At 62.9% G+C, this 17,974-nt stretch carries 16 protein-coding genes; 7 read left to right on the top strand and 9 right to left on the bottom strand.

Going from position 1 to position 17,974, the window contains the following annotated elements; genetic code table 11:
• The first annotated feature begins 215 nt into the window (after positions 1-215).
• Positions 216-1,850, top strand: a complete 1,635-nt coding sequence (locus AWB80_RS34830) for an NAD(P)/FAD-dependent oxidoreductase (RefSeq protein WP_061179194.1) — start codon at positions 216-218, stop codon at positions 1,848-1,850.
• 42 nt (positions 1,851-1,892) lie between these two features.
• Here the strand turns inward: AWB80_RS34830 and AWB80_RS34825 are convergent, their stop codons facing one another.
• From AWB80_RS34825 to AWB80_RS34815, 3 genes are all read right to left on the bottom strand, one after another.
• Positions 1,893-3,434, bottom strand: a complete 1,542-nt coding sequence (locus AWB80_RS34825; RefSeq protein ID WP_061179193.1) for a UxaA family hydrolase — start codon at positions 3,432-3,434, stop codon at positions 1,893-1,895.
• A 10-nt stretch (positions 3,435-3,444) separates the two neighbouring features.
• Complete coding sequence (locus AWB80_RS34820; protein WP_061179192.1) at positions 3,445-4,728, bottom strand: MFS transporter; 1,284 nt, start codon at positions 4,726-4,728, stop codon at positions 3,445-3,447.
• Positions 4,729-4,816: 88 nt separating this feature from the next.
• Positions 4,817-5,941: a mannitol dehydrogenase family protein gene (locus AWB80_RS34815; RefSeq protein ID WP_061179191.1), complete on the bottom strand. Its 1,125-nt coding sequence runs from the start codon at positions 5,939-5,941 to the stop codon at positions 4,817-4,819.
• 238 nt (positions 5,942-6,179) lie between these two features.
• Here AWB80_RS34815 and AWB80_RS34810 point away from each other — a divergent pair, with 238 nt between their 5' ends.
• Positions 6,180-6,878, top strand: coding sequence for a FadR/GntR family transcriptional regulator (locus tag AWB80_RS34810; RefSeq protein ID WP_061179190.1), 699 nt, complete (start codon positions 6,180-6,182; stop codon positions 6,876-6,878).
• A 48-nt stretch (positions 6,879-6,926) separates the two neighbouring features.
• Here the strand turns inward: AWB80_RS34810 and AWB80_RS34805 are convergent, their stop codons facing one another.
• On the bottom strand, positions 6,927-7,247 hold the full coding sequence (locus AWB80_RS34805) for a hypothetical protein (RefSeq protein ID WP_061125643.1): 321 nt from the start codon (positions 7,245-7,247) through the stop codon (positions 6,927-6,929).
• A 375-nt stretch (positions 7,248-7,622) separates the two neighbouring features.
• Between AWB80_RS34805 and AWB80_RS34800 the strand changes: the two genes are divergently transcribed.
• Entirely contained in the window at positions 7,623-8,498 is an 876-nt protein-coding gene (locus tag AWB80_RS34800) for a class I SAM-dependent methyltransferase (RefSeq protein WP_061179189.1), read from the top strand.
• On the opposite strand, the gene AWB80_RS34795 is transcribed toward AWB80_RS34800, so the two are convergent.
• Positions 8,499-9,056 carry a DUF1415 domain-containing protein gene (locus tag AWB80_RS34795; RefSeq protein WP_061179188.1) on the bottom strand — a complete coding sequence of 186 codons (558 nt, stop codon included), beginning with the start codon at positions 9,054-9,056 and terminating at the stop codon, positions 8,499-8,501.
• Positions 9,053-9,700 (bottom strand): TetR/AcrR family transcriptional regulator, encoded by a 648-nt coding sequence (locus tag AWB80_RS34790; RefSeq protein ID WP_061179187.1) that lies wholly within the window; start codon positions 9,698-9,700, stop codon positions 9,053-9,055. The genes AWB80_RS34795 and AWB80_RS34790 overlap by 4 nt, the downstream gene beginning before the upstream one ends.
• A 131-nt stretch (positions 9,701-9,831) precedes the next feature.
• On the opposite strand from AWB80_RS34790, the gene AWB80_RS34785 reads away from it, so the two are divergent.
• Together AWB80_RS34785 and AWB80_RS34780 are read left to right on the top strand one after the other, a co-directional pair.
• Positions 9,832-11,115 (top strand): MFS transporter, encoded by a 1,284-nt coding sequence (locus AWB80_RS34785; protein WP_061179186.1) that lies wholly within the window; start codon positions 9,832-9,834, stop codon positions 11,113-11,115.
• 99 nt (positions 11,116-11,214) lie between these two features.
• Positions 11,215-11,811 carry a nitroreductase family protein gene (locus AWB80_RS34780; RefSeq protein ID WP_061179185.1) on the top strand — a complete coding sequence of 199 codons (597 nt, stop codon included), beginning with the start codon at positions 11,215-11,217 and terminating at the stop codon, positions 11,809-11,811.
• A 10-nt stretch (positions 11,812-11,821) separates the two neighbouring features.
• Here AWB80_RS34780 and AWB80_RS34775 read toward each other — a convergent pair whose 3' ends face one another.
• Positions 11,822-13,315: an MFS transporter gene (locus AWB80_RS34775; RefSeq protein WP_061179184.1), complete on the bottom strand. Its 1,494-nt coding sequence runs from the start codon at positions 13,313-13,315 to the stop codon at positions 11,822-11,824.
• Positions 13,316-13,517: 202 nt separating this feature from the next.
• On the opposite strand from AWB80_RS34775, the gene AWB80_RS34770 reads away from it, so the two are divergent.
• Positions 13,518-14,768 carry an Hsp70 family protein gene (locus AWB80_RS34770; RefSeq protein ID WP_061179183.1) on the top strand — a complete coding sequence of 417 codons (1,251 nt, stop codon included), beginning with the start codon at positions 13,518-13,520 and terminating at the stop codon, positions 14,766-14,768.
• 74 nt (positions 14,769-14,842) lie between these two features.
• On the opposite strand, the gene AWB80_RS34765 is transcribed toward AWB80_RS34770, so the two are convergent.
• Entirely contained in the window at positions 14,843-15,046 is a 204-nt protein-coding gene (locus AWB80_RS34765; RefSeq protein ID WP_007000074.1) for a cold-shock protein, read from the bottom strand.
• Positions 15,047-15,475: 429 nt separating this feature from the next.
• Here AWB80_RS34765 and AWB80_RS34760 point away from each other — a divergent pair, with 429 nt between their 5' ends.
• Positions 15,476-17,068 (top strand): APC family permease, encoded by a 1,593-nt coding sequence (locus AWB80_RS34760; protein WP_087131827.1) that lies wholly within the window; start codon positions 15,476-15,478, stop codon positions 17,066-17,068.
• A gap of 70 nt (positions 17,069-17,138) precedes the next feature.
• Here the strand turns inward: AWB80_RS34760 and AWB80_RS34755 are convergent, their stop codons facing one another.
• The gene (locus AWB80_RS34755) at positions 17,139-17,924 is read right to left on the bottom strand and encodes a DODA-type extradiol aromatic ring-opening family dioxygenase (protein WP_061179181.1); all 786 of its coding nucleotides are present in this window, start codon (positions 17,922-17,924) and stop codon (positions 17,139-17,141) included.
• Positions 17,925-17,974: the final 50 nt, after the last annotated feature.

Here is a 17,974-nt window from a genome sequence, read left to right as displayed (position 1 = left end):
GACCGTGAAACGACTCCACGCCGATGATAGTGCGGAGCTCCCGTGTGAAAGTAGGTAATCGTCAGGCTCCTCATGCTCCAAACAAAAACCCCACCCCGAAAAGGTGGGGTTTTTGCGTTTGGGCACGCACGACAGCGAAGCAACGATCCGCCCGCTGCGCAAGCGCTAGAATCCCACACGTATTCCTCAAGAACGGCCCATGCCGTCGATCTCCCATGCTACGTCTAAGCGAAATCAAGCTCTCGCTCGATCATCCCGAATCGGCTATCGAATCTGCTGTTCTCGCGCGTCTCGCGGAGATCGGGGTTGGCGCGAACGAACTCGTGAGCTTTCACGTATTTCGTCGTGCACACGATGCCCGCAAGCGCGCCGATATCAAACTCACCTACATCATCGATGTCGAGTTGCAAGACGAAGCGTCGGTGTTGAAGCGTCTTGAATCGCGTCCTCATCTGCATTGCGGCGCAACCCCGGACATGGCGTATCGCTTCGTGGCCAAGGCGCCTGCGCAATCGACACTGCTGCGCCCCGTCGTCATTGGCATGGGGCCGTGCGGGCTTTTCGCCGGCCTGATTCTCGCGCAGATGGGCTTCCGCCCGATCATCCTCGAGCGCGGCAAGGCCGTGCGTGAGCGTACCAAGGACACATGGGGTCTCTGGCGACGCAACGAGCTCAACCCGGAGTCGAACGTGCAGTTCGGTGAAGGCGGCGCCGGCACGTTTTCGGACGGCAAACTGTACAGCCAGATCAAGGATCCGAAGCACTACGGTCGCAAGGTGCTCGACGAATTCGTCAAGGCAGGCGCGCCCGAGGACATTCTGTACTTGAGCCGACCGCACATCGGCACGTTTCGGCTCGTGAGCATGGTCGAGAAGATGCGCGCGCAGATACACCAGCTCGGCGGCGAAGTGCGATTCCAGCAGCGGGTCGAAGACATCGACATCGACAACGGCAAGGTGCGCGGACTCACGCTTTCGACCGGCGAAACGCTGCGCTGCGATCACGTCGTGCTGGCCGTCGGCCATAGCGCACGCGACACCTTCCAGATGCTGCACGACCGCGGCGTGTACATGGAAGCCAAACCGTTCTCGCTAGGCTTTCGCATCGAGCATCCGCAAGGTTTGATCGATCGAAGCCGCTTCGGCAAATTTGCCGGTCACGAGAAGCTGGGCGCGGCCGACTACAAAGTGGTCCATCACTGCAGCAACGGTCGCGCGGTCTACAGCTTCTGCATGTGCCCGGGCGGCACGGTCGTCGCGGCGACTTCCGAGCCGGGCCGCGTCGTGACCAACGGCATGAGCCAGTATTCGCGCGCCGAGCGTAATGCGAATGCGGGCATCGTCGTCGGCATCACGCCGGACGACTTTCCCGGCGGCCCGCTCGCGGGCATCGCGTTTCAGCGCAAGTGGGAAGAGCGCGCGTTCGAACTGGGCGGCGGCGACTACAGCGCGCCGGGCCAACTCGTTGGCGACTTCGTCGCGGGTCGCGCTTCGACATCGCTTGGTTCGGTCGTTCCTTCGTACAAGCCGGGCGTGAAGCCGACCGACTTGAGCACCGCACTGCCCGATTACGTGATCGAAGCGATCCGCGAAGCCTTGCCCGAACTCGACAAGAAGATCAACGGTTTCGCGATGCACGATGCCGTATTGACCGGCGTCGAGACGCGCACGTCTTCACCGATTCGCGTGCGTCGTAAGGACGATTATCAGAGCGTCAACGTCGACGGTTTGTATCCGGCAGGCGAGGGCGCGGGTTATGCCGGCGGGATCTATTCGGCGGCCATCGATGGCATCGAAGTCGCCGAGGCGGTGGCGCTGCAGATGATGGCGCAGCACGCGGCAACCGCCTGAAGAAGAAAAAAGGCGCATCCGCAAAAGCGATGCGCCTTTCGATCAGGTCACCACGCCGACCTGCCACGGAACGAACTCGCTCTGCCCATACCCGTGCAGTTCGCTCTTCGACGCCACGCCTGACGCACAGTCCAGCATCATCTGGAAGATCTGCTCACCGAGCTGCTCGATGGTCGCGGAGCCGTCGATCACGCCGCCGCAGTTGATATCCATGTCCTCTTCCTGCCGCTCCCACAACGCGCTGTTCGTCGCGAGCTTGAGCGAAGGCGAGGGCGCGCATCCGTAGGCCGAGCCGCGACCCGTCGTGAAGCAGATCAGATTCGCGCCCGATGCAACCTGGCCCGTCGCCGACATCGGATCGTAGCCGGGCGAGTCCATGAACACGAAGCCTTTCGCATCGATGCGCTGAGCGTACTCATACACTTCGACGAGATTCGTTGTCCCGCCCTTCGCGACCGCGCCGAGCGACTTTTCGAGGATCGTCGTCAAACCGCCGACCTTGTTGCCCGCCGAAGGATTGTTGTCCATCGCCGCACCATTGCGTGCGCAATACTCTTCCCACCACGTGATACGTGCGAGCAATTTTTCGCCGACCTCGCGGCTCACCGCGCGACGCGTCAGCAAATGCTCCGCGCCATAGACTTCCGGCGTCTCCGACAGAATCGCCGTGCCGCCGTGCGCGACGAGCTTGTCGACCGCCGCGCCGAGCGCGGGATTGGCCGAAATGCCCGAATAACCATCGGACCCGCCGCACTGCAATCCGACGATCAAATGTGAAGCCGGCACCGGCTCGCGTTTGACGCGATTCGCATCGGCGAGCATTTCCTGCACGATCGCGATGCCGCGCTCGATCGTCTTCCGCGTGCCGCCGCTGTCCTGAATCGTGAAGCTGTGCAGCTTTTCGCCGTCCTTCAGGCCGCTCGATTCGAGCACGCCCGAAATCTGATTGGTCTCGCACCCCAGCCCGACGAACAGCACCGAATGAAAATTCGGATGCACCGCGTAACCCGCGAGCGTGCGGCGCAAGATGCCGAGCCCTTCGCCCTGCATGTCGATGCCGCATCCGAGACCATGCGTCAGCGCGATCACGCCATCGACGTTCGGATAATCCGCGAGCGCTTCCGGATGCACATCGCGACGGAAGTGATCCGCGATCGCACGCGCCACCGTCGCCGAGCAGTTCACGCTCGTCAGCACGCCGACGAAATTGCGCGTCGCCACGCGGCCGTCATCGCGGCGGATGCCCATGAACGTCGCGGGCGCATCGACGAACGGCGTCGGATGCAGATCGACGCCGAACTCGTGCTCGCGCGCGAAATCGGCCATCGACAAATTGTGCGTGTGCACGTGCTGTCCGCGCGAAATCGCCTCGCGCGCCACGCCGATGATCTGGTTGTAGCGCTTCACGGGCGCGCCCGCGGCGATATCGCGGGTCGCGATTTTGTGTCCCGGCGGAATCAGCCCGGCGACGACGAGATCCTCCGACGCGATGCGCGCGCCGGAGAGCAACTGACGCGTCGCGATCACGACGTCGTCGTTGGGATGCAGCCGGATGACCGCATGGTCGGTGGATGTGGTGGACATGGTTTTGTTCTCAGACCGTGGAAGGTGCGCGGTTGTCGCGCTGTGCTTGCTCTTCTTCGGCAAGATTGAGCGGTTCGATCTTGCCTACGATTACAAGATAGCTGAACGCGCCGAGGAAGCAGAAGCCGCCCGCGACACACAGCGGAATCACGAACGAGCCCTTGGTGATCGAGAGCATCACGCCGGTGAAGGTCGTGATGACGATACCCGCCAGGTTCGACGCGAAGTTCTGAATGCCGCCGATCGACGCGACGTGATCCGGCGTCGGCGCGACGTCGCTCGGCAGCGACCAGATGCTGGCGGCCGCAAACGCGAGGCTGGCGTACGCGATGCCGAAGAATGCGAGCATCAGATAGACGTTGGTCGCAAACGCGGAAAGCGTGATGACCGACGAAAGCAGCATGCCGCCGACCATGCAGGTCTTGCGCGCGGCGGTCAGGCTCCAGCCGCGCCGGAACAGCGAGTCCGACACATAGCCGCCGAGCCAGCCGCCCGGAATCGACATCAGCGCGGGAATCGTGCCGAGCGTGCCGAGCGATTTCAGCGAGAAGCCGTGCGCCTGCACGAGATAGCTCGGGAACCAGGTGATGAAGAAGTAGATCACGAAGTTCAGGCAGAAGAAGCCGAGCATCATGCCCCACAGCGTGCGGTACTTGAAAAGAGACGCCCACGACACCTTGTTCTTCGGCGCGACCGGCACCGGCGCGACATCGGTTTCGCCGGTCAGATCGCCCTTCGACTTGTTACGGTAGATCAGGAACCAGCCGAGAATCCACACGAAGCCGATCACGCCGGTGATGACGAACGACGCTTCCCAGCCGAACGAACTGATGATGAGGGCGACGACCGGAATCGACAGCGCCGAGCCGACGCGCGAGCCGCTATCGAAGATGCTGGTTGCGAACGCGCGCTGTTCCTTCTTGAACCATTGCGACACGAGCTTGGCGCACGACGGATACGCGCCCGCTTCGCCGATGCCCAGCATCAGACGGCAGCCGAACATGCCGACGACGCTCGTCGCGACGGCGGTCAGCGCCGTGAACACCGACCACCAGCCTACCGCCAGCGGCAGCGCGATGCGCGCACCGACGCGATCGACGAACCAGCCGAACGGCATCTGCATGAGCGCATAGCTCCAGAAGAAGCCGCTCAGGATGAAGCCCATTTCCGCAGGGCCGATGCCGAGCGCTTTTTCGATCTGCGGCGCGGCGACCGCGAGGTTCGCGCGGTCGATGTAATTGATCGCGATTGCCAGAAAAGCCAGAAATATCACTACCCAACGCATTTTGCGCATCGTTTGTCTCCTCAATGGGCGGCACTTCGTGTATTCCGACTCGATCCGCGATGCCGGCGCGGCGAGGCGTGATTCAGGGAAAACGTGTTCAGCGCGCGTTGAGCGCGTCGTGCAGACGCTTCTGCTCGATATCGAGGTTCATCTCGCGCGCGAGATCGATGACCGGCTGAAAGCGGCGCAGCTTTTTCTCGTCGTGATTGCGCGCGATATCCGCGAGCCGATGCACGAGAAACGGGTTTTCGAAGCGATCGCGCACGCTCGCGAGATAGTCGGCCGCGATGTCGTGCTTGCCGAGCGCCGCGAACACCGGCAGCACTTCGTCCCGCCACGTCGCTTCGAGCGGCTCGCGCCAGGCCGGATCGCGCATCGCGTCGAGCACGGTCATGTCGGGAGCGCCGTCGCGCGTGCGCCAGATTTCCGCGAGCATCGTGTGTCCGAGATTCAGCATCAGCAGCTTGAGGCGTTCGTAGTGCGCGAGATCGTCGGTAACGACGATGTCCTCGTGCTCGCACGGCAGCACCATGCCGGCCTGGCGCTCGATCGCCCACAGCGCGTACGGCTCCGCGATCGCGCCGACCGGCTGGATCGGCTCGGACACGATCCGGTCCACGAGCGAATTCACCCACACACAATTTTTCGTCAGATAGCCGATGAAGGCCTCGTCGACCTTCCAGCCGCGCGCCACGCCGATGACCAGATCGCGCAACGTATCGCCGTTGCGCGAAACCAGTTCGCAGGGCAGAAGCGTGATCGGCGCGGCGCCCGCCCGATATCGCGCATGGAGCAGGACCGCGAGTTTTGCCGCGAACCCGCGCGGAGTGTGCCGGCCGTCGAGCAGATCGGCGCGGTCTTCATCGAAGAGTGCGTAGCCCGCGTCCGCCGTGTTCGAGACGATCACTTTTACGTCGTGCTTCACGCGCTCGATCAGCAAGGGCCAGTCATCGTTCGCGTGCAGCGCTTCGGTGATCGAATCGCATTCGACGGTCGTATCGACGGTTTCGTCACGGCGACGGCCGCGGATGCGCACCGGATAACGCCCGGACGATCGCAGCGCGTCGACGCGCGCGCGGCTGTCGGCGCTGGCGGTGGTCTGCACGACGGTGATCTTGCCGAGCGCCTTCGACGGGTCGCGCCGCGCTGCTTCGGTGACGAAGAAGTCGACATGCGCCTGCAGAAACCGGCTCGTGCCGAATTGGAGGATTGGATTGTTCATGTTTGCGCGTGCCGCTCGTCGCGACGGCTCGGTGCTGATTCAAGTGGGAACGGTTCCAGATCGGCGAAAAAAAATCGGCCACCTGGCCTTACCGGATTGCATACTAGTGTCTTGAAATGGAATTGGTCAAGCCACTTGTAAGCGGTCTGAGAACGGCAAATGCCCGCCATGCGGCGCGTCGGCCCTTCCGCTGATTACAATCCACGTTTTCCCCGAGACAAAAAGCAGGAGCCAGCACGTGAGCGTGAAACCAGCCGAAACGCGCCGCCTCTATCTTCAGATCGCCGACAAGCTGCGCGGATTGATCGAACAGCAGGATTTCGCGCCCAACGGCCGTTTGCCGTCGGAGCGCGAACTCGCTCTGACGCTCGGCGTGTCGCGGCCCTCGGTGCGCGAGGCGCTGGTCGCGCTCGAACTGGAAGGGCGCGTCGAGATTCGCATGGGCTCGGGCGTGTATATCGTCGCGACGCCGGCCGCCAAGCCGCCGACCGCGGAAGCGGAACTGGGCGAAAGCCCGATCGAAATCATGAACGCGCGCAGCGTGATCGAGGGCGCGATTGCGGCGAGCGTCGCGCCGTTTGCGAAGCCGAAGGAGTTGAAGACGCTGCGTGCGGTGTACGAGACGATGGCGCGCGAAGTCGCGAACGGCCAGGTGCCGATGAGCGCCGACCGCGCGTTTCACATCGCGATTGCGCAGATGACCGGCAACGACGTGCTGGTGCGCACGGTCGGCAGCCTGTACGACGAACGGCATAGCCCGTTGTCATCGACGCTGCGCGGACACTTCGAAGGGGAAGAAACGTGGGCGGCGGCGCTCGGCGAGCATCGCGAGATTCTGGAAGCGCTCGAAGCGCGCGACGCAATCCAGGCGCAAGCCGCCATGCAGAGGCACATGCGTCAGTCCGCGGCGCGCCTGATGACGAGACGCAAAAGCTGACGCCGGCGCGCATCCGGAATGCGCGCCGGTTTCGGGAAGACAATCGCGTCAGCCCGGATAGGCCTCATCAACCTTGAGACCCGCCAGCTTGAAGATGACGCGCAGCGTCTGCGGCGCGATATCCCGGCGCGAAGCGAGCGTCGTCAGGACGAAGTCCATCACCTTGGCGTACTTCAGCATCGTCAGGCACGTCTCGATGTCGGTGGAGCCGTCGCGCATCGACTCGGCGAGGCGCAACATTTCCACGGAAATCTCTCGAGCCATTTCCAGTTCGAGCTGTTGCTTTTCGCTCCACGCGGGCATCGCGGTCAGTGCCGCGAGCATCTCCTGAAACTGTTTTTCTGCTTTCTTGTCGGGGATCGCATCCATTGCCGTCCTCTCATGTTCATGGCGCCGGCGAGTCGCATTCGCCGCGCTGTGTGTTAGGTGTTACGTAGCAAGGTTGGCGCGGGTGACGACGTTGCACGTGTCGAGGCGCGGCTTGCTACTGGCGTGTTGCTCCTGCTTGCTGATCGGTGCGCGGCCCGGGCCACGCCGTGTCGTCTCTTCCAATGGCCTCATTGTCGGACGATGCACGAACTGTTCCATCCGTTCTGGCGTCACACCTTCGGGTGACGAGCCTGTGGCTGGAACAAGAGCGTCTTTGCGCTTTTGGGTAAACTTCCCCTTTTGAGACGGCAGAACCAGCGGTTAGCGCACATTCGGCGCGAACTGCTCCGCATTTTTATTCACCATACCTTCACAATGACCAGGAAGTCTCCCGCGTTGGCTCCGGGCACGCCCGACCCCTCCACCAAACACGATATCCGTCCAGGCCAGTCGATCGAACTGCTGAAGGAACTCCATATCCTCACGCGCGACGGCAAGATGAACCAGGACAGCCGTCGCAAACTGAAGCAGGTGTATCACCTCTATCAGTTCATCGAACCGCTTCTCGCCGACGTGCATGCGCATCAAGGGGCCGTATCACTCGTCGACCATGGCGCAGGCAAGTCCTATCTTGGGTTCATTCTCTACGATCTCTTCTTCAAGACTCTGCGCGATCGGTCACACATCTTTGGAATCGAGACGCGCGAGGAGCTCGTAAAAAAATCCGAAGAATTGGCGGAACGCCTCGGGTTTACAGGGATGTCATTCCTGAATCTGTCGGTGGCCGAATCAATCGATTCGGATCGTCTGCCCGATTCGATCGATGTCGTGACGGCGCTGCACGCGTGCAATACCGCCACCGACGACGCGATCCAGTTCGCTCTGCAGAAGAAAGCGAAGTACATCGTCGTGGTGCCGTGCTGTCAGGCCGAAGTGGCCTCGGTGCTGCGCAAGAACAAGGGCCACTCGCTTTCGAAGAACGTACTGACGGAAATGTGGCGGCATCCGCTGCACACGCGGGAATTTGGGAGCCAGATCACGAACGTGCTGCGCTGCCTGCAACTCGAATCGCATGGCTATCAGGTGAGCGTGACGGAACTCGTCGGCTGGGAGCACTCGATGAAGAACGAGCTCATCATCGCGCAATTCAAGGATTTGCCGCGCGGCCGGCCTGCGCAAAGGCTCTCGGACGTGCTCGAAACGCTCGGGCTGGACGAACTGCGCGCGCGCTTCTTCACGCCGGCGGACTAATCAGGATTTGTCTTTCATCCACGCGTCGAGGCCTTCGTGCCCGAGACGGCGCAGCGTTTCGATATTGCGTTCGTAAATTTCGGATGCCTCGGGAAACGCGTCGACGGCGCGATCGATGCTCGCTTCGCGCAGCAGATGAAAGATCGGATACGGCGCGCGATTCGTGTAGTTGTCGATATCGTCGGGCGCGGCGCCTTCGAACCGATAGTGCGGATGAAAGCTCGCGATCTGCAATTCGCCCGCAAGCCCGAGCTGGTCGAGCAGACGTTCGGCGAAGAAAAGGGCGTCGTTGTAGTCGGCGAAATCGGCGAACGCGTGCGGCGTGATGAAAAGCGTGGTGTCGATGGCGTCGGGGTCCGTGTCGCGCAGCAGACGCAGTTCGTCGGTCAGTTCGACGACCAGATCGTCCACGCCGCGCGCCTCGCTCACCACATAGCGAATCTGGTTTTTGACATGCACGCTCTTCGCGAACGGGCACAGATTGAGGCCGATCACCGCGCGGGTGAGCCAGTGTCGAGTCGCCGCGATCACGTCGTCGCGGGTGCTGCTGTCAGTCATGAACCTTCCTGTTTGCGATGCGCGGTACACGCCGCGGCGATCAACACGCGCGCGATGCGCGGCGCCGCGCGCAGCGGGCCCGAGCCGGGGCCGTAGGTCTGGCTCGTCGCATAGATGCCGTCGACCAGCAACGCGAGCGATTCCGCCAGTTCAACCGGATTATCCGCTCCGGCGGCCGTCGACATCTCGACGAGGCGTGTCATCAGGTAACTTTTGTTGCGCTCGACCGATTGCCGCGCGGGATGCGCCGGATCGCCGAATTCGCACGCGATGTTCAAAAAAGGGCAGCCGCGATAGTCCGGCGACGACGCCCGCTTCACCAGGTCCTCCAGCGCCTGAATCATCTGACTGGCCGGCTCGCCCGGATGTTTCGCGACGCTCGCCTCGAAGCGCCGCCGAAATCCTTCGTCCATGCGCTCCAGATAGGCCACGACCAGCTCGTCCTTCGACGCGAACTGCCGGTACAGGCTCATCTTGTTGACGCCCGCGCGCTCCACGACGGCATCGACGCCGATCGCGCGGATGCCGTCGCGATAGAACAGTTCCTGCGCCGCATCGAGCAACTGCTCTTGCGCCGTGGCGGCGTCGGTGCGGATGCTGCGGCGGGCGTGGGTTTTCGGCGCGTCTGCAGGTGATCGTGTCAAAGTCGCTCCCTCGAAAATTTCTGCTGCACGCTTGACATGTTACCGATCGGTAACTAAGCTCGCAACTCTGATGTGACAGAGCGGTAACGAAAGATATCGCCACAGGCAAAAATCACCGAAACGGAGCAGCGATGAACTGGGTAGCGAGACGGCTGAACGGCCGGATACATTATGGCTGGGTCGCGGTGGGCGTCGTGTTTTTCGTGCTGCTGGCGGCGGCGGGCACGCGCGCGACGCCGAGCGTCATGATGTTGCCGCTCGAAAAGCAGTTCGGCTGGTCGCGCGGCACGATTTCGCTGGCGATTTCAATCAACCTCGCGCTCTACGGTCTCGCCGGTCCGTTTGCGGCGGCGGCGATGCAGCGCTTCGGCGTGCGCCCGACCGTGCTCGCCGCGATCGCGACGCTTGCTGCGGGCGTCGGCCTCTCGTCGATGATGACCGAGCCGTGGCAAATGGTGCTGGTCTGGGGCGTGATGGTCGGCAGCGCGACGGGCGTCGCCGCGCTCACCCTGTCGGCGACGATCGTGAACCGCTGGTTCACGACCCATCGCGGACTCGCGATGGGCATTCTCACCGCCAGCTCCGCAACCGGCCAACTGGTGTTCCTGCCGCTTCTCGCGTCGATTTCCGAGCGCTTCGGCTGGCGTCCGGTCGTGTTCGTGGTCGCGGCGGCGGTGGCGGTCGTGCTGCCGCTCGTCGCGTGGCTGCTGCCCGAGCGTCCCGTCGATCTCTCGCTGCGCCCCATCGGCGAACACGCAGATTTGCCTCCCGCCGCGGTGTCGCCGCCGAAGAATCCGATCAAGGTCGCGTTCTCCACGCTCGCATCGGCCAGCAAGACGCGCGATTTCTGGCTGCTGTTCTTCAGTTTTTTCGTCTGCGGCGCGAGCACCAACGGTTATGTCGGCACGCACCTGATCGCGATGTGCTCGGATTACGGCATGACGCAGGTGCAAGGCGCTACGCTGCTCGCCGCGATGGGCATCTTCGATCTCTTCGGCACGACGCTCTCCGGCTGGCTCTCGGACCGCTTCAACGCGCGCGTGCTGCTGTTCTGGTACTACGGGCTGCGCGGGCTGTCGCTGATCTATCTGCCGTACGCGTTCGGCATCGATTTCTTCGGCCTGCCGCTGTTCGCGGTGTTCTACGGTCTCGACTGGATCGCCACCGTGCCGCCGACGGTGCGCCTCGCCACCGACGTCTACGGCAAGGAATCCGCGCCGATCGTGTTCGGCTGGATCGTCGCGGGGCATCAACTGGGCGCGGCGTTCGCGGCGCTCGGCGGCGGCATGTTGCGCTCGAGTCTCGGCAGCTACACCATCGCGACGATGATTTCGGGCGGCCTGTGCCTCGTCGCGGCGGTCACGGTGTTGCGCATCAATCGTGCGAACCGGTCGATAGGCGTCGCCGCGACCTGAGGCGCTGCACGCGCGCTTGTTATCCTTGTCGCCTGGAACGGCGCGCATCGTTGGCCGATGCGCGCCGTTTGCCTTTCATCACGCCAACGAGGATCGAACATGACCACGAAGCCCGCTCCAACCGATGTCGACATCCACGAACTGATCGCCGGCCGCTGGAGTCCGCGCGCCTTCTCCAATGCGCCGATCGAGCGTGCGCAGTTGCATCGTCTGCTCGAAGCGGCGCGCTGGGCGCCGTCGTCGAACAATCTGCAGCCGTGGCGCTTCATCGCGTTCGACCGCCATCGCGACGAAGCCGCGTTCAAGCGCGCGTTCGACACACTCGCGCCGTCGAACCAGAAGTGGAATGTCAGCGTGCCGTTGCTCGTCTGCGTGACGGCGTCGACGCTCACCCCGAAGGGCGACACGAACCGCACCGCGACCTACGACACCGGTGCGGCCGCGATGGCGCTCGTGCTTCAGGCGCACGCGCTGGGGCTGGCGACGCATCAGATGGGCGGTTTCGATCGCGACGCGTTCCGTCAGGCGTTTTCGATTCCGTCGGAGGTGGAGATCATCGCGATGATCGCGATCGGCCATCACGGCGACGTCCATCAGCTCGACGAAGCGTTGCGCGAGCGCGAAGCGGCGCCGCGCGCGCGCAAGACGCTGAGCGAGACCGCGTTCGAAGGCGGCTGGGACAAGGCGTTCGAATAAGACGGAACGCTCAATGCTCGTCCGCGGCCGAGAGCGGGCGAGCGACATCTTCAAGCGACTTGCGCTCGGCCGCGACGCCCCAGATACCGGCGACGACCGCCGCCGCGATCATGAGCAGCGAGCCGATCAGATAGCCCACGAACACGGCGCCGCGCTGATGGGTATCGATCAGTTGCCCGAACAGCGTCGGCCCGATGATGCCGCCGAGCGCCGTGCCGAACGCGTAGAAAACCGCGATGGCGAGCGCGCGAATCTCCAGCGGAAAGGTTTCGCTCACCGTCAGATAAGCCGAACTCGCCGCCGCCGACGCGAAGAAGAAAATCACCATCCATGCGATGGTCTGCGCCGTCACGGTGAGCATGCCCTGCATGAACATCCAGCCGCTCACGGTGAGCAGCACGCCGGAAATCGCATACGTGAACGCGATCATCCTGCGCCGGCCGAGCACGTCGAACAGCTTGCCGAGCAGCACCGGGCCGAGAAAATTTCCCGCCGCGAACGGCAGCACGTACCAGCCGATGTGATCGCCTGGCACGTGATAGAAGTCGGTCAGCACGAGGGCATACGTGAAAAAGATCGCGTTGTAGAAGAAGGCCTGCGCCGTCATGAGCGTGAGTCCGACGAGCGAACGGCTGCGATGCGCCTTGAAGAGCGTGTGCACGACTTCGCTTAGCCGCGTGTGCTCGCGCGCATGCAGGCGCAGCGGCTTGATCGGCGTATCCGGAATCTCGACGCCGTGTTGCCGGAACTGCGCTTCGATATCCTCGACGATCTGCTTCGCTTCTTCCGCGCGGTTGTGCGTGATGAGCCAGCGCGGGCTTTCCGGCACCCACATCCGCATGAGCAGAATCGCGAGTCCGAGCGCCGCGCCGATCAGAAAGCACGCGCGCCAGCCCCAGTCGGGCGGCAGCAGGCCGGGATCGAGCAGCACGATCGAACCCGCCGCGCCGATGCCTGCGCCGATCCAGAAGGTGCCGTTGATCGCGAGATCGGTCCAGCCGCGCAGGCGGGCCGGAGTGAACTCCTGAATCGTCGAGTTGATCGCCGTGTATTCGCCGCCGATGCCCGCGCCCGTCAGAAAGCGAAACAGCACGAAGGTCGCGAGGTTCCACGAGAACGCGGTCGCGGCGGTGGCGGCCACGTAGAGAAAGAGCGTGATGAAAAACAGCTTGCGGCGACCAAGCCGGTCCGTGAGCCAGCCGAAGCCGAGCGCGCCGAGCACCGCGCCCGCGATATACGCGCTGCCCGCGATGCCGACATCCGCATTGGAGAATTGCAGCGCCGGGCTCGTTTTGAGCGCGCTCGCGACCGCGCCGGCCAGCGTCACTTCGAGTCCGTCGAGCAACCAGGTGATGCCGAGCGCGAGCACGATCAGCGTGTGAAAACGGCCCCACGGCAGTCGGTCGAGGCGTCCAGGCAAATCCGTTTCGATGATGGCGGGGCGCGCGCCGGCGTTGTCGTTCAAACGATTCTCCTCGTGCACGGCGAATTCGCTTTCGCTCATGGGACTGAAGCGTGCTTTACTGAGATCACGCACGCAAGCGAGTGAATAAATTGCCGCTTGGCGAGCAAGTTACATTCCGCTTTTGTCGAATCGACTCAATGGTTTAAAAATATCCTGAATGCGATTGATGCACGTCCCGGAACGTGTTAAAAACGCCGTCCATGTTTGATTGTGGCGTCCTCGATCGACGCCGCCGATGCCCATGACTTATTGCGCGATTGACTTCGGCACGTCGAATTCCGCCGTTGCTCTTCCTGACGGCCTGTCGATCCGGCTTGCGCCCGTCGAAGGCGAGGCGACCACGCTGCCCACCGCCGTCTTCTTCAACACCGACGAGAACAACCAGTCATATGGCCGCGCGGCGCTGGAGGCGTACATCGACGGCTTCGACGGCCGTCTGATGCGTTCGATGAAGAGCATTCTGGGCTCGCCGCTCGCGGACAACAGCACAGACCTCGGCGATGGCTCGGCGATCAAATACACCGACGTCATCACGCTCTTTCTGGAGCATCTGAAGCAGAAGGCGCAGGCGCTCGCCGCCGAGCCGCTCACTCGCGCGGTGCTCGGCCGTCCCGTCTTTTTCGTCGACGACGATCCGCGCGCCGACCATCTCGCGCAAAAGCAGCTCGAAGCGTGCGCGCACGCGGTCGGCTTGCGCGACATCCATTTCCAGTACGAACCGATCGCCGCCGCCTTCGATTACGAGGCGGGCCTCGCGAAAGAAGGGCTCGTGCTGGTCGCGGATATCGGCGGCGGTACGTCGGACTTTTCACTCGTGCGCGTCGGCCCGGAGCGCGCGCATCGTCTGGAGCGCAAGGACGACGTGCTCGCGCATCACGGCGTACACGTCGCCGGCACGGACTTCGACCGCCGCGTGGAACTCGTGACCGTGCTGCGCGAACTCGGCTATCAGGCGCTCGATCCCAAAGGACGCGAACTGCCTAGCCCCGTGTACTTCGATCTCGCGACCTGGCATCTGATCAACACGGTTTACACGCCGAAGCGCGTGAGCGAACTGCAACTGATGCGCCATCTCTACACCGACACGCGCCATCACGACCGCCTGATGCGTGTCGTGGATCGGCGGCTCGGTCACGCGCTGACGGCGCACGCGGAAGAAGCGAAGATCGACGTGGCGGCGGGCGGCACGACCGAAATCGATATGGAAGAGGTGGAAGAAGCGCTGCGCGTCGCTTTCGACGAGGCGCAACTGATCGCGGCCGGAGCGGACGAGACACGTCGGATCGTCGAGGCGGCGCAGGAAACGCTCAAACGGGCGGGCGTGGCGCCCGAAGGCGTGGACGCGATCTATTTCACGGGTGGGACGACGGGGCTGCGGTTCCTGTCGGAAGCGCTGTCGGCGGCGTTTCCCGCCGCGCAGCCGGTGTTCGGCGATCGTCTCGCGAGCGTGGCGAAGGGACTCGGGATCTACGCCCAACGCGTGTTCGCGTGACGCCTCTCGTATCCAGCGCAAGAAAAAAGAAAACCCCGCCTAGGCGGGGTTTTCTGCACAAATCGTAGCGGGTCTTAGACCGGCTTGATGTTTGCTGCTTGCTTGCCCTTCGGGCCAGTCTTCACTTCGTAGGAAACCTTTTGGTTTTCCTGAAGCGTCTTGAAGCCTTCGATGCGGATTTCCGAGAAGTGCGCGAACAGATCTTCGCCGCCGCCATCCGGAGTGATGAAGCCAAAGCCCTTTGCGTCATTGAACCACTTGACGGTACCGGTTTCCATGTTACGTATTCCAAAAAATTGATGAATAAGGCCGAAGCCCAAGGGTGCGGAAAATCAAGGAAGGGGCAATGGGACCAACCGGAGTACCGTGATGGCGAACTCGAAAAGACCAATTCACTCGCCACTTGAAATCCTGCAAGAAGCTTTATACGGCGAAACGATTTCTGGGTCAATTAATATCCGACAACTCCGAAGGGATTTTTTCGAGATACGTAAGCAAAATTTACAAGACTTGCAATTTCGGACGCGAACAGCCTACAAAAACACCAAATTGGGGCGAACTTTTTCTCAGCGTGCACTGCAATCGAAAGGTGCAACCGGTAAACTACGCGCCGACTTAAACGGTTGCACCGGCGGCGTCGGACGGTCGAAAAGATGACCGGCATTTCCCGTCGATAAGCGCGTGGCGCGAGACACTGGAGAGAGAGTTTGAAGAGTTCGATACAAAGAAATATCGGGCCGATGGCCCTGTTGCTGACCGGCCTCGGGTCCATCATCGGATCGGGCTGGCTGTTCGGCGCGTGGAAAGCCGCGAAGATCGCCGGGCCGGCTGCGATCGTCGCGTGGGTGATCGGCGCGGTCGTCATTCTGGCGATCGCACTGACCTACGCCGAGCTCGGCGCGATGTTCCCTGAATCCGGCGGCATGGTGCGCTACGCGCGCTACTCGCACGGCGCGCTGGTCGGTTTCATCAGCGCGTGGGCCAACTGGATCGCGATCGTCTCGGTGATTCCCATTGAAGCCGAAGCGTCGATTCAATACATGAGCACCTGGCCGTATGACTGGGCGCACGCGCTGTTCGTCAACGAGTCGCTCACGCCGATGGGCATCGCGCTCTCGGCGTTGCTGGTGATCGTCTACTTCATGCTGAACTATTGGGGCGTGAAAGTGTTCGCGCGCGCCAATTCCGCGATCACGATCTTCAAGTTTCTGATTCCCGGCGCGACGATCGCGGGCCTTGTCTTCACCGGCTTTCATGCGGAGAACTTCGGCACCACGTCCGATTTCGCGCCGTACGGCTGGCCGGCCGTGCTGACGGCGGTGGCGACGAGCGGCATCGTATTCAGCTTCAACGGCTTCCAGAGCCCGATCAACCTCGCCGGCGAGGCGCGGAACCCGTCGCGCAGCGTGCCGTTCGCCGTGATCGGCTCGATCCTGCTTGCGCTCGTGATCTACGTGCTGCTGCAGGTCGCGTATATCGGCGCGGTGAATCCGGCCGACGTGATGAAGGGCTGGTCGCATTTCAACTTCGCGTCGCCGTTCGCGGAACTCGCGCTCGCGCTGAATCTGAACTGGCTCGCGATCATGCTTTACGTTGATGCATTCGTCAGCCCGAGCGGCACCGGCACGACCTACATGGCGACGACCACCCGCATGATCTACGCGATGCAGCGTAACAATACGATGCCGAAGATCTTCGGCGCCGTGCATCCGTTCTACGGCGTGCCGCGTCCGGCGATGTGGTTCAACCTGTGCGTCGCGTTCGTCTTTCTGTTCTTCTTCCGTGGCTGGAGTTCGCTCGCGGCGGTGATCTCGGTCGCGACCGTCATCTCGTATCTCACTGGCCCCGTCAGCCTGATGTCGCTGCGCCGCTCGGCCACGGATATCGAGCGTCCGCTCAAGCTGCCGCTGATGTGCGTAATCGCGCCGTTCGCGTTCGTTTGCGCGTCGCTTGTGCTGTTCTGGGCGAAATGGCCGTTGACCGGCGAGATCATTCTGCTGATGGTCGTCGCGCTGCCGGTCTATTTCTATTTTCAGAGCAGGACTGGCTTTGCGGGCTGGGGCCGCGATTTAAAGGCGGCGTGGTGGCTCGTGACCTATCTGCCGTCGATGGCGGTTATGTCGCTGATCGGCAGCAAGGATTTCGGCGGCAGCGGACTGCTGCCGTACGGTTGGGATATGGCCGCGGTGGCCGTGCTGGCGCTGATCTTCTACTACTGGGGCGTGCACACGGGCTATCGCACGACGTACCTCGACGAGCGCGAAAGCCGCGACGACATTCTTCACGAAGTCGGCGCGTGAGTTTCTCCGTTCCGCAAAAAAGCCCGCCTGAGCGATCAGGCGGGCTTTTTGTTTTCAGGGCGCTTCGGGCTCAATCGTCCGTGAAAACGTAGTTCGTCATGGCAAGCGCGCGCTGGAACGTGCCGAGCGACTGGACACCAAGCCGATAATCATCCGCCGCCGCGCCGAGCGCGCTGAAGACGGGCAGCAGATGCTCGTCGGTCGGATGCATGAGCGCGGCGTGCGGCGCGCGGGCGCGATAGTCGAGCAGGGCGTCGATGTCGCGTTCGGCCATCCGGCCCTCGAACCAGTCGGTGAATTCGGTCACGCGCGGATCGGCGTCTTCGGGCCGCGCGCTGAAATCGGCCATGCGCAGATTATGCGTGATCTGCCCCGAACCGACGATCATCACGCCGTCATCACGCAGATCGCGCAGCGCGCGGCCGATGCGGAAATGATGCGCGGCGTCGAGCCGCGGCTGGATCGATAGCTGCGCGACGGGCACATCGGCGTCCGGGAACATCAGCAACAACGGCACCCACGCGCCGTGATCGAGGCCGTGATCGGTCGTCGCGGCGGGAATATCCTGTTGTCCGAGCAAGGCGGCGGCGCGCTTCGCCAGTTCGGGCGCGCCGGGCGCCGGATAGCGCAGTTCGTAGAGCGCGCGCGGAAATCCGTAGAAATCGTGGATCGTTTCGGGCCGCTCGGCGCTGCTCGCCACGGGCTGCGCTGTGCCCCAGTGCGCGGACAACATCAGAATGGCGCGCGGACGCGGCAGCGTTCGTGCGAGCGAGGCGAACTCGGCGGACGGCATCGACGGGTCGATCGGCAATGTCGGTGCGCCGTGGGAAATGAAAACGGTGGGAAGTCGGTTCATGGCGGCGAAAATTCCTTTTGGGTTGCCATGAATGTAGGGCCGCGAGTCGG

It is taken from the genome of Caballeronia pedi (assembly GCF_001544915.2).
GTDB classification, from domain to species: Bacteria; Pseudomonadota; Gammaproteobacteria; order Burkholderiales; family Burkholderiaceae; genus Caballeronia; species Caballeronia pedi.
This window is presented reverse-complemented; position numbering and strand designations above follow the sequence as displayed.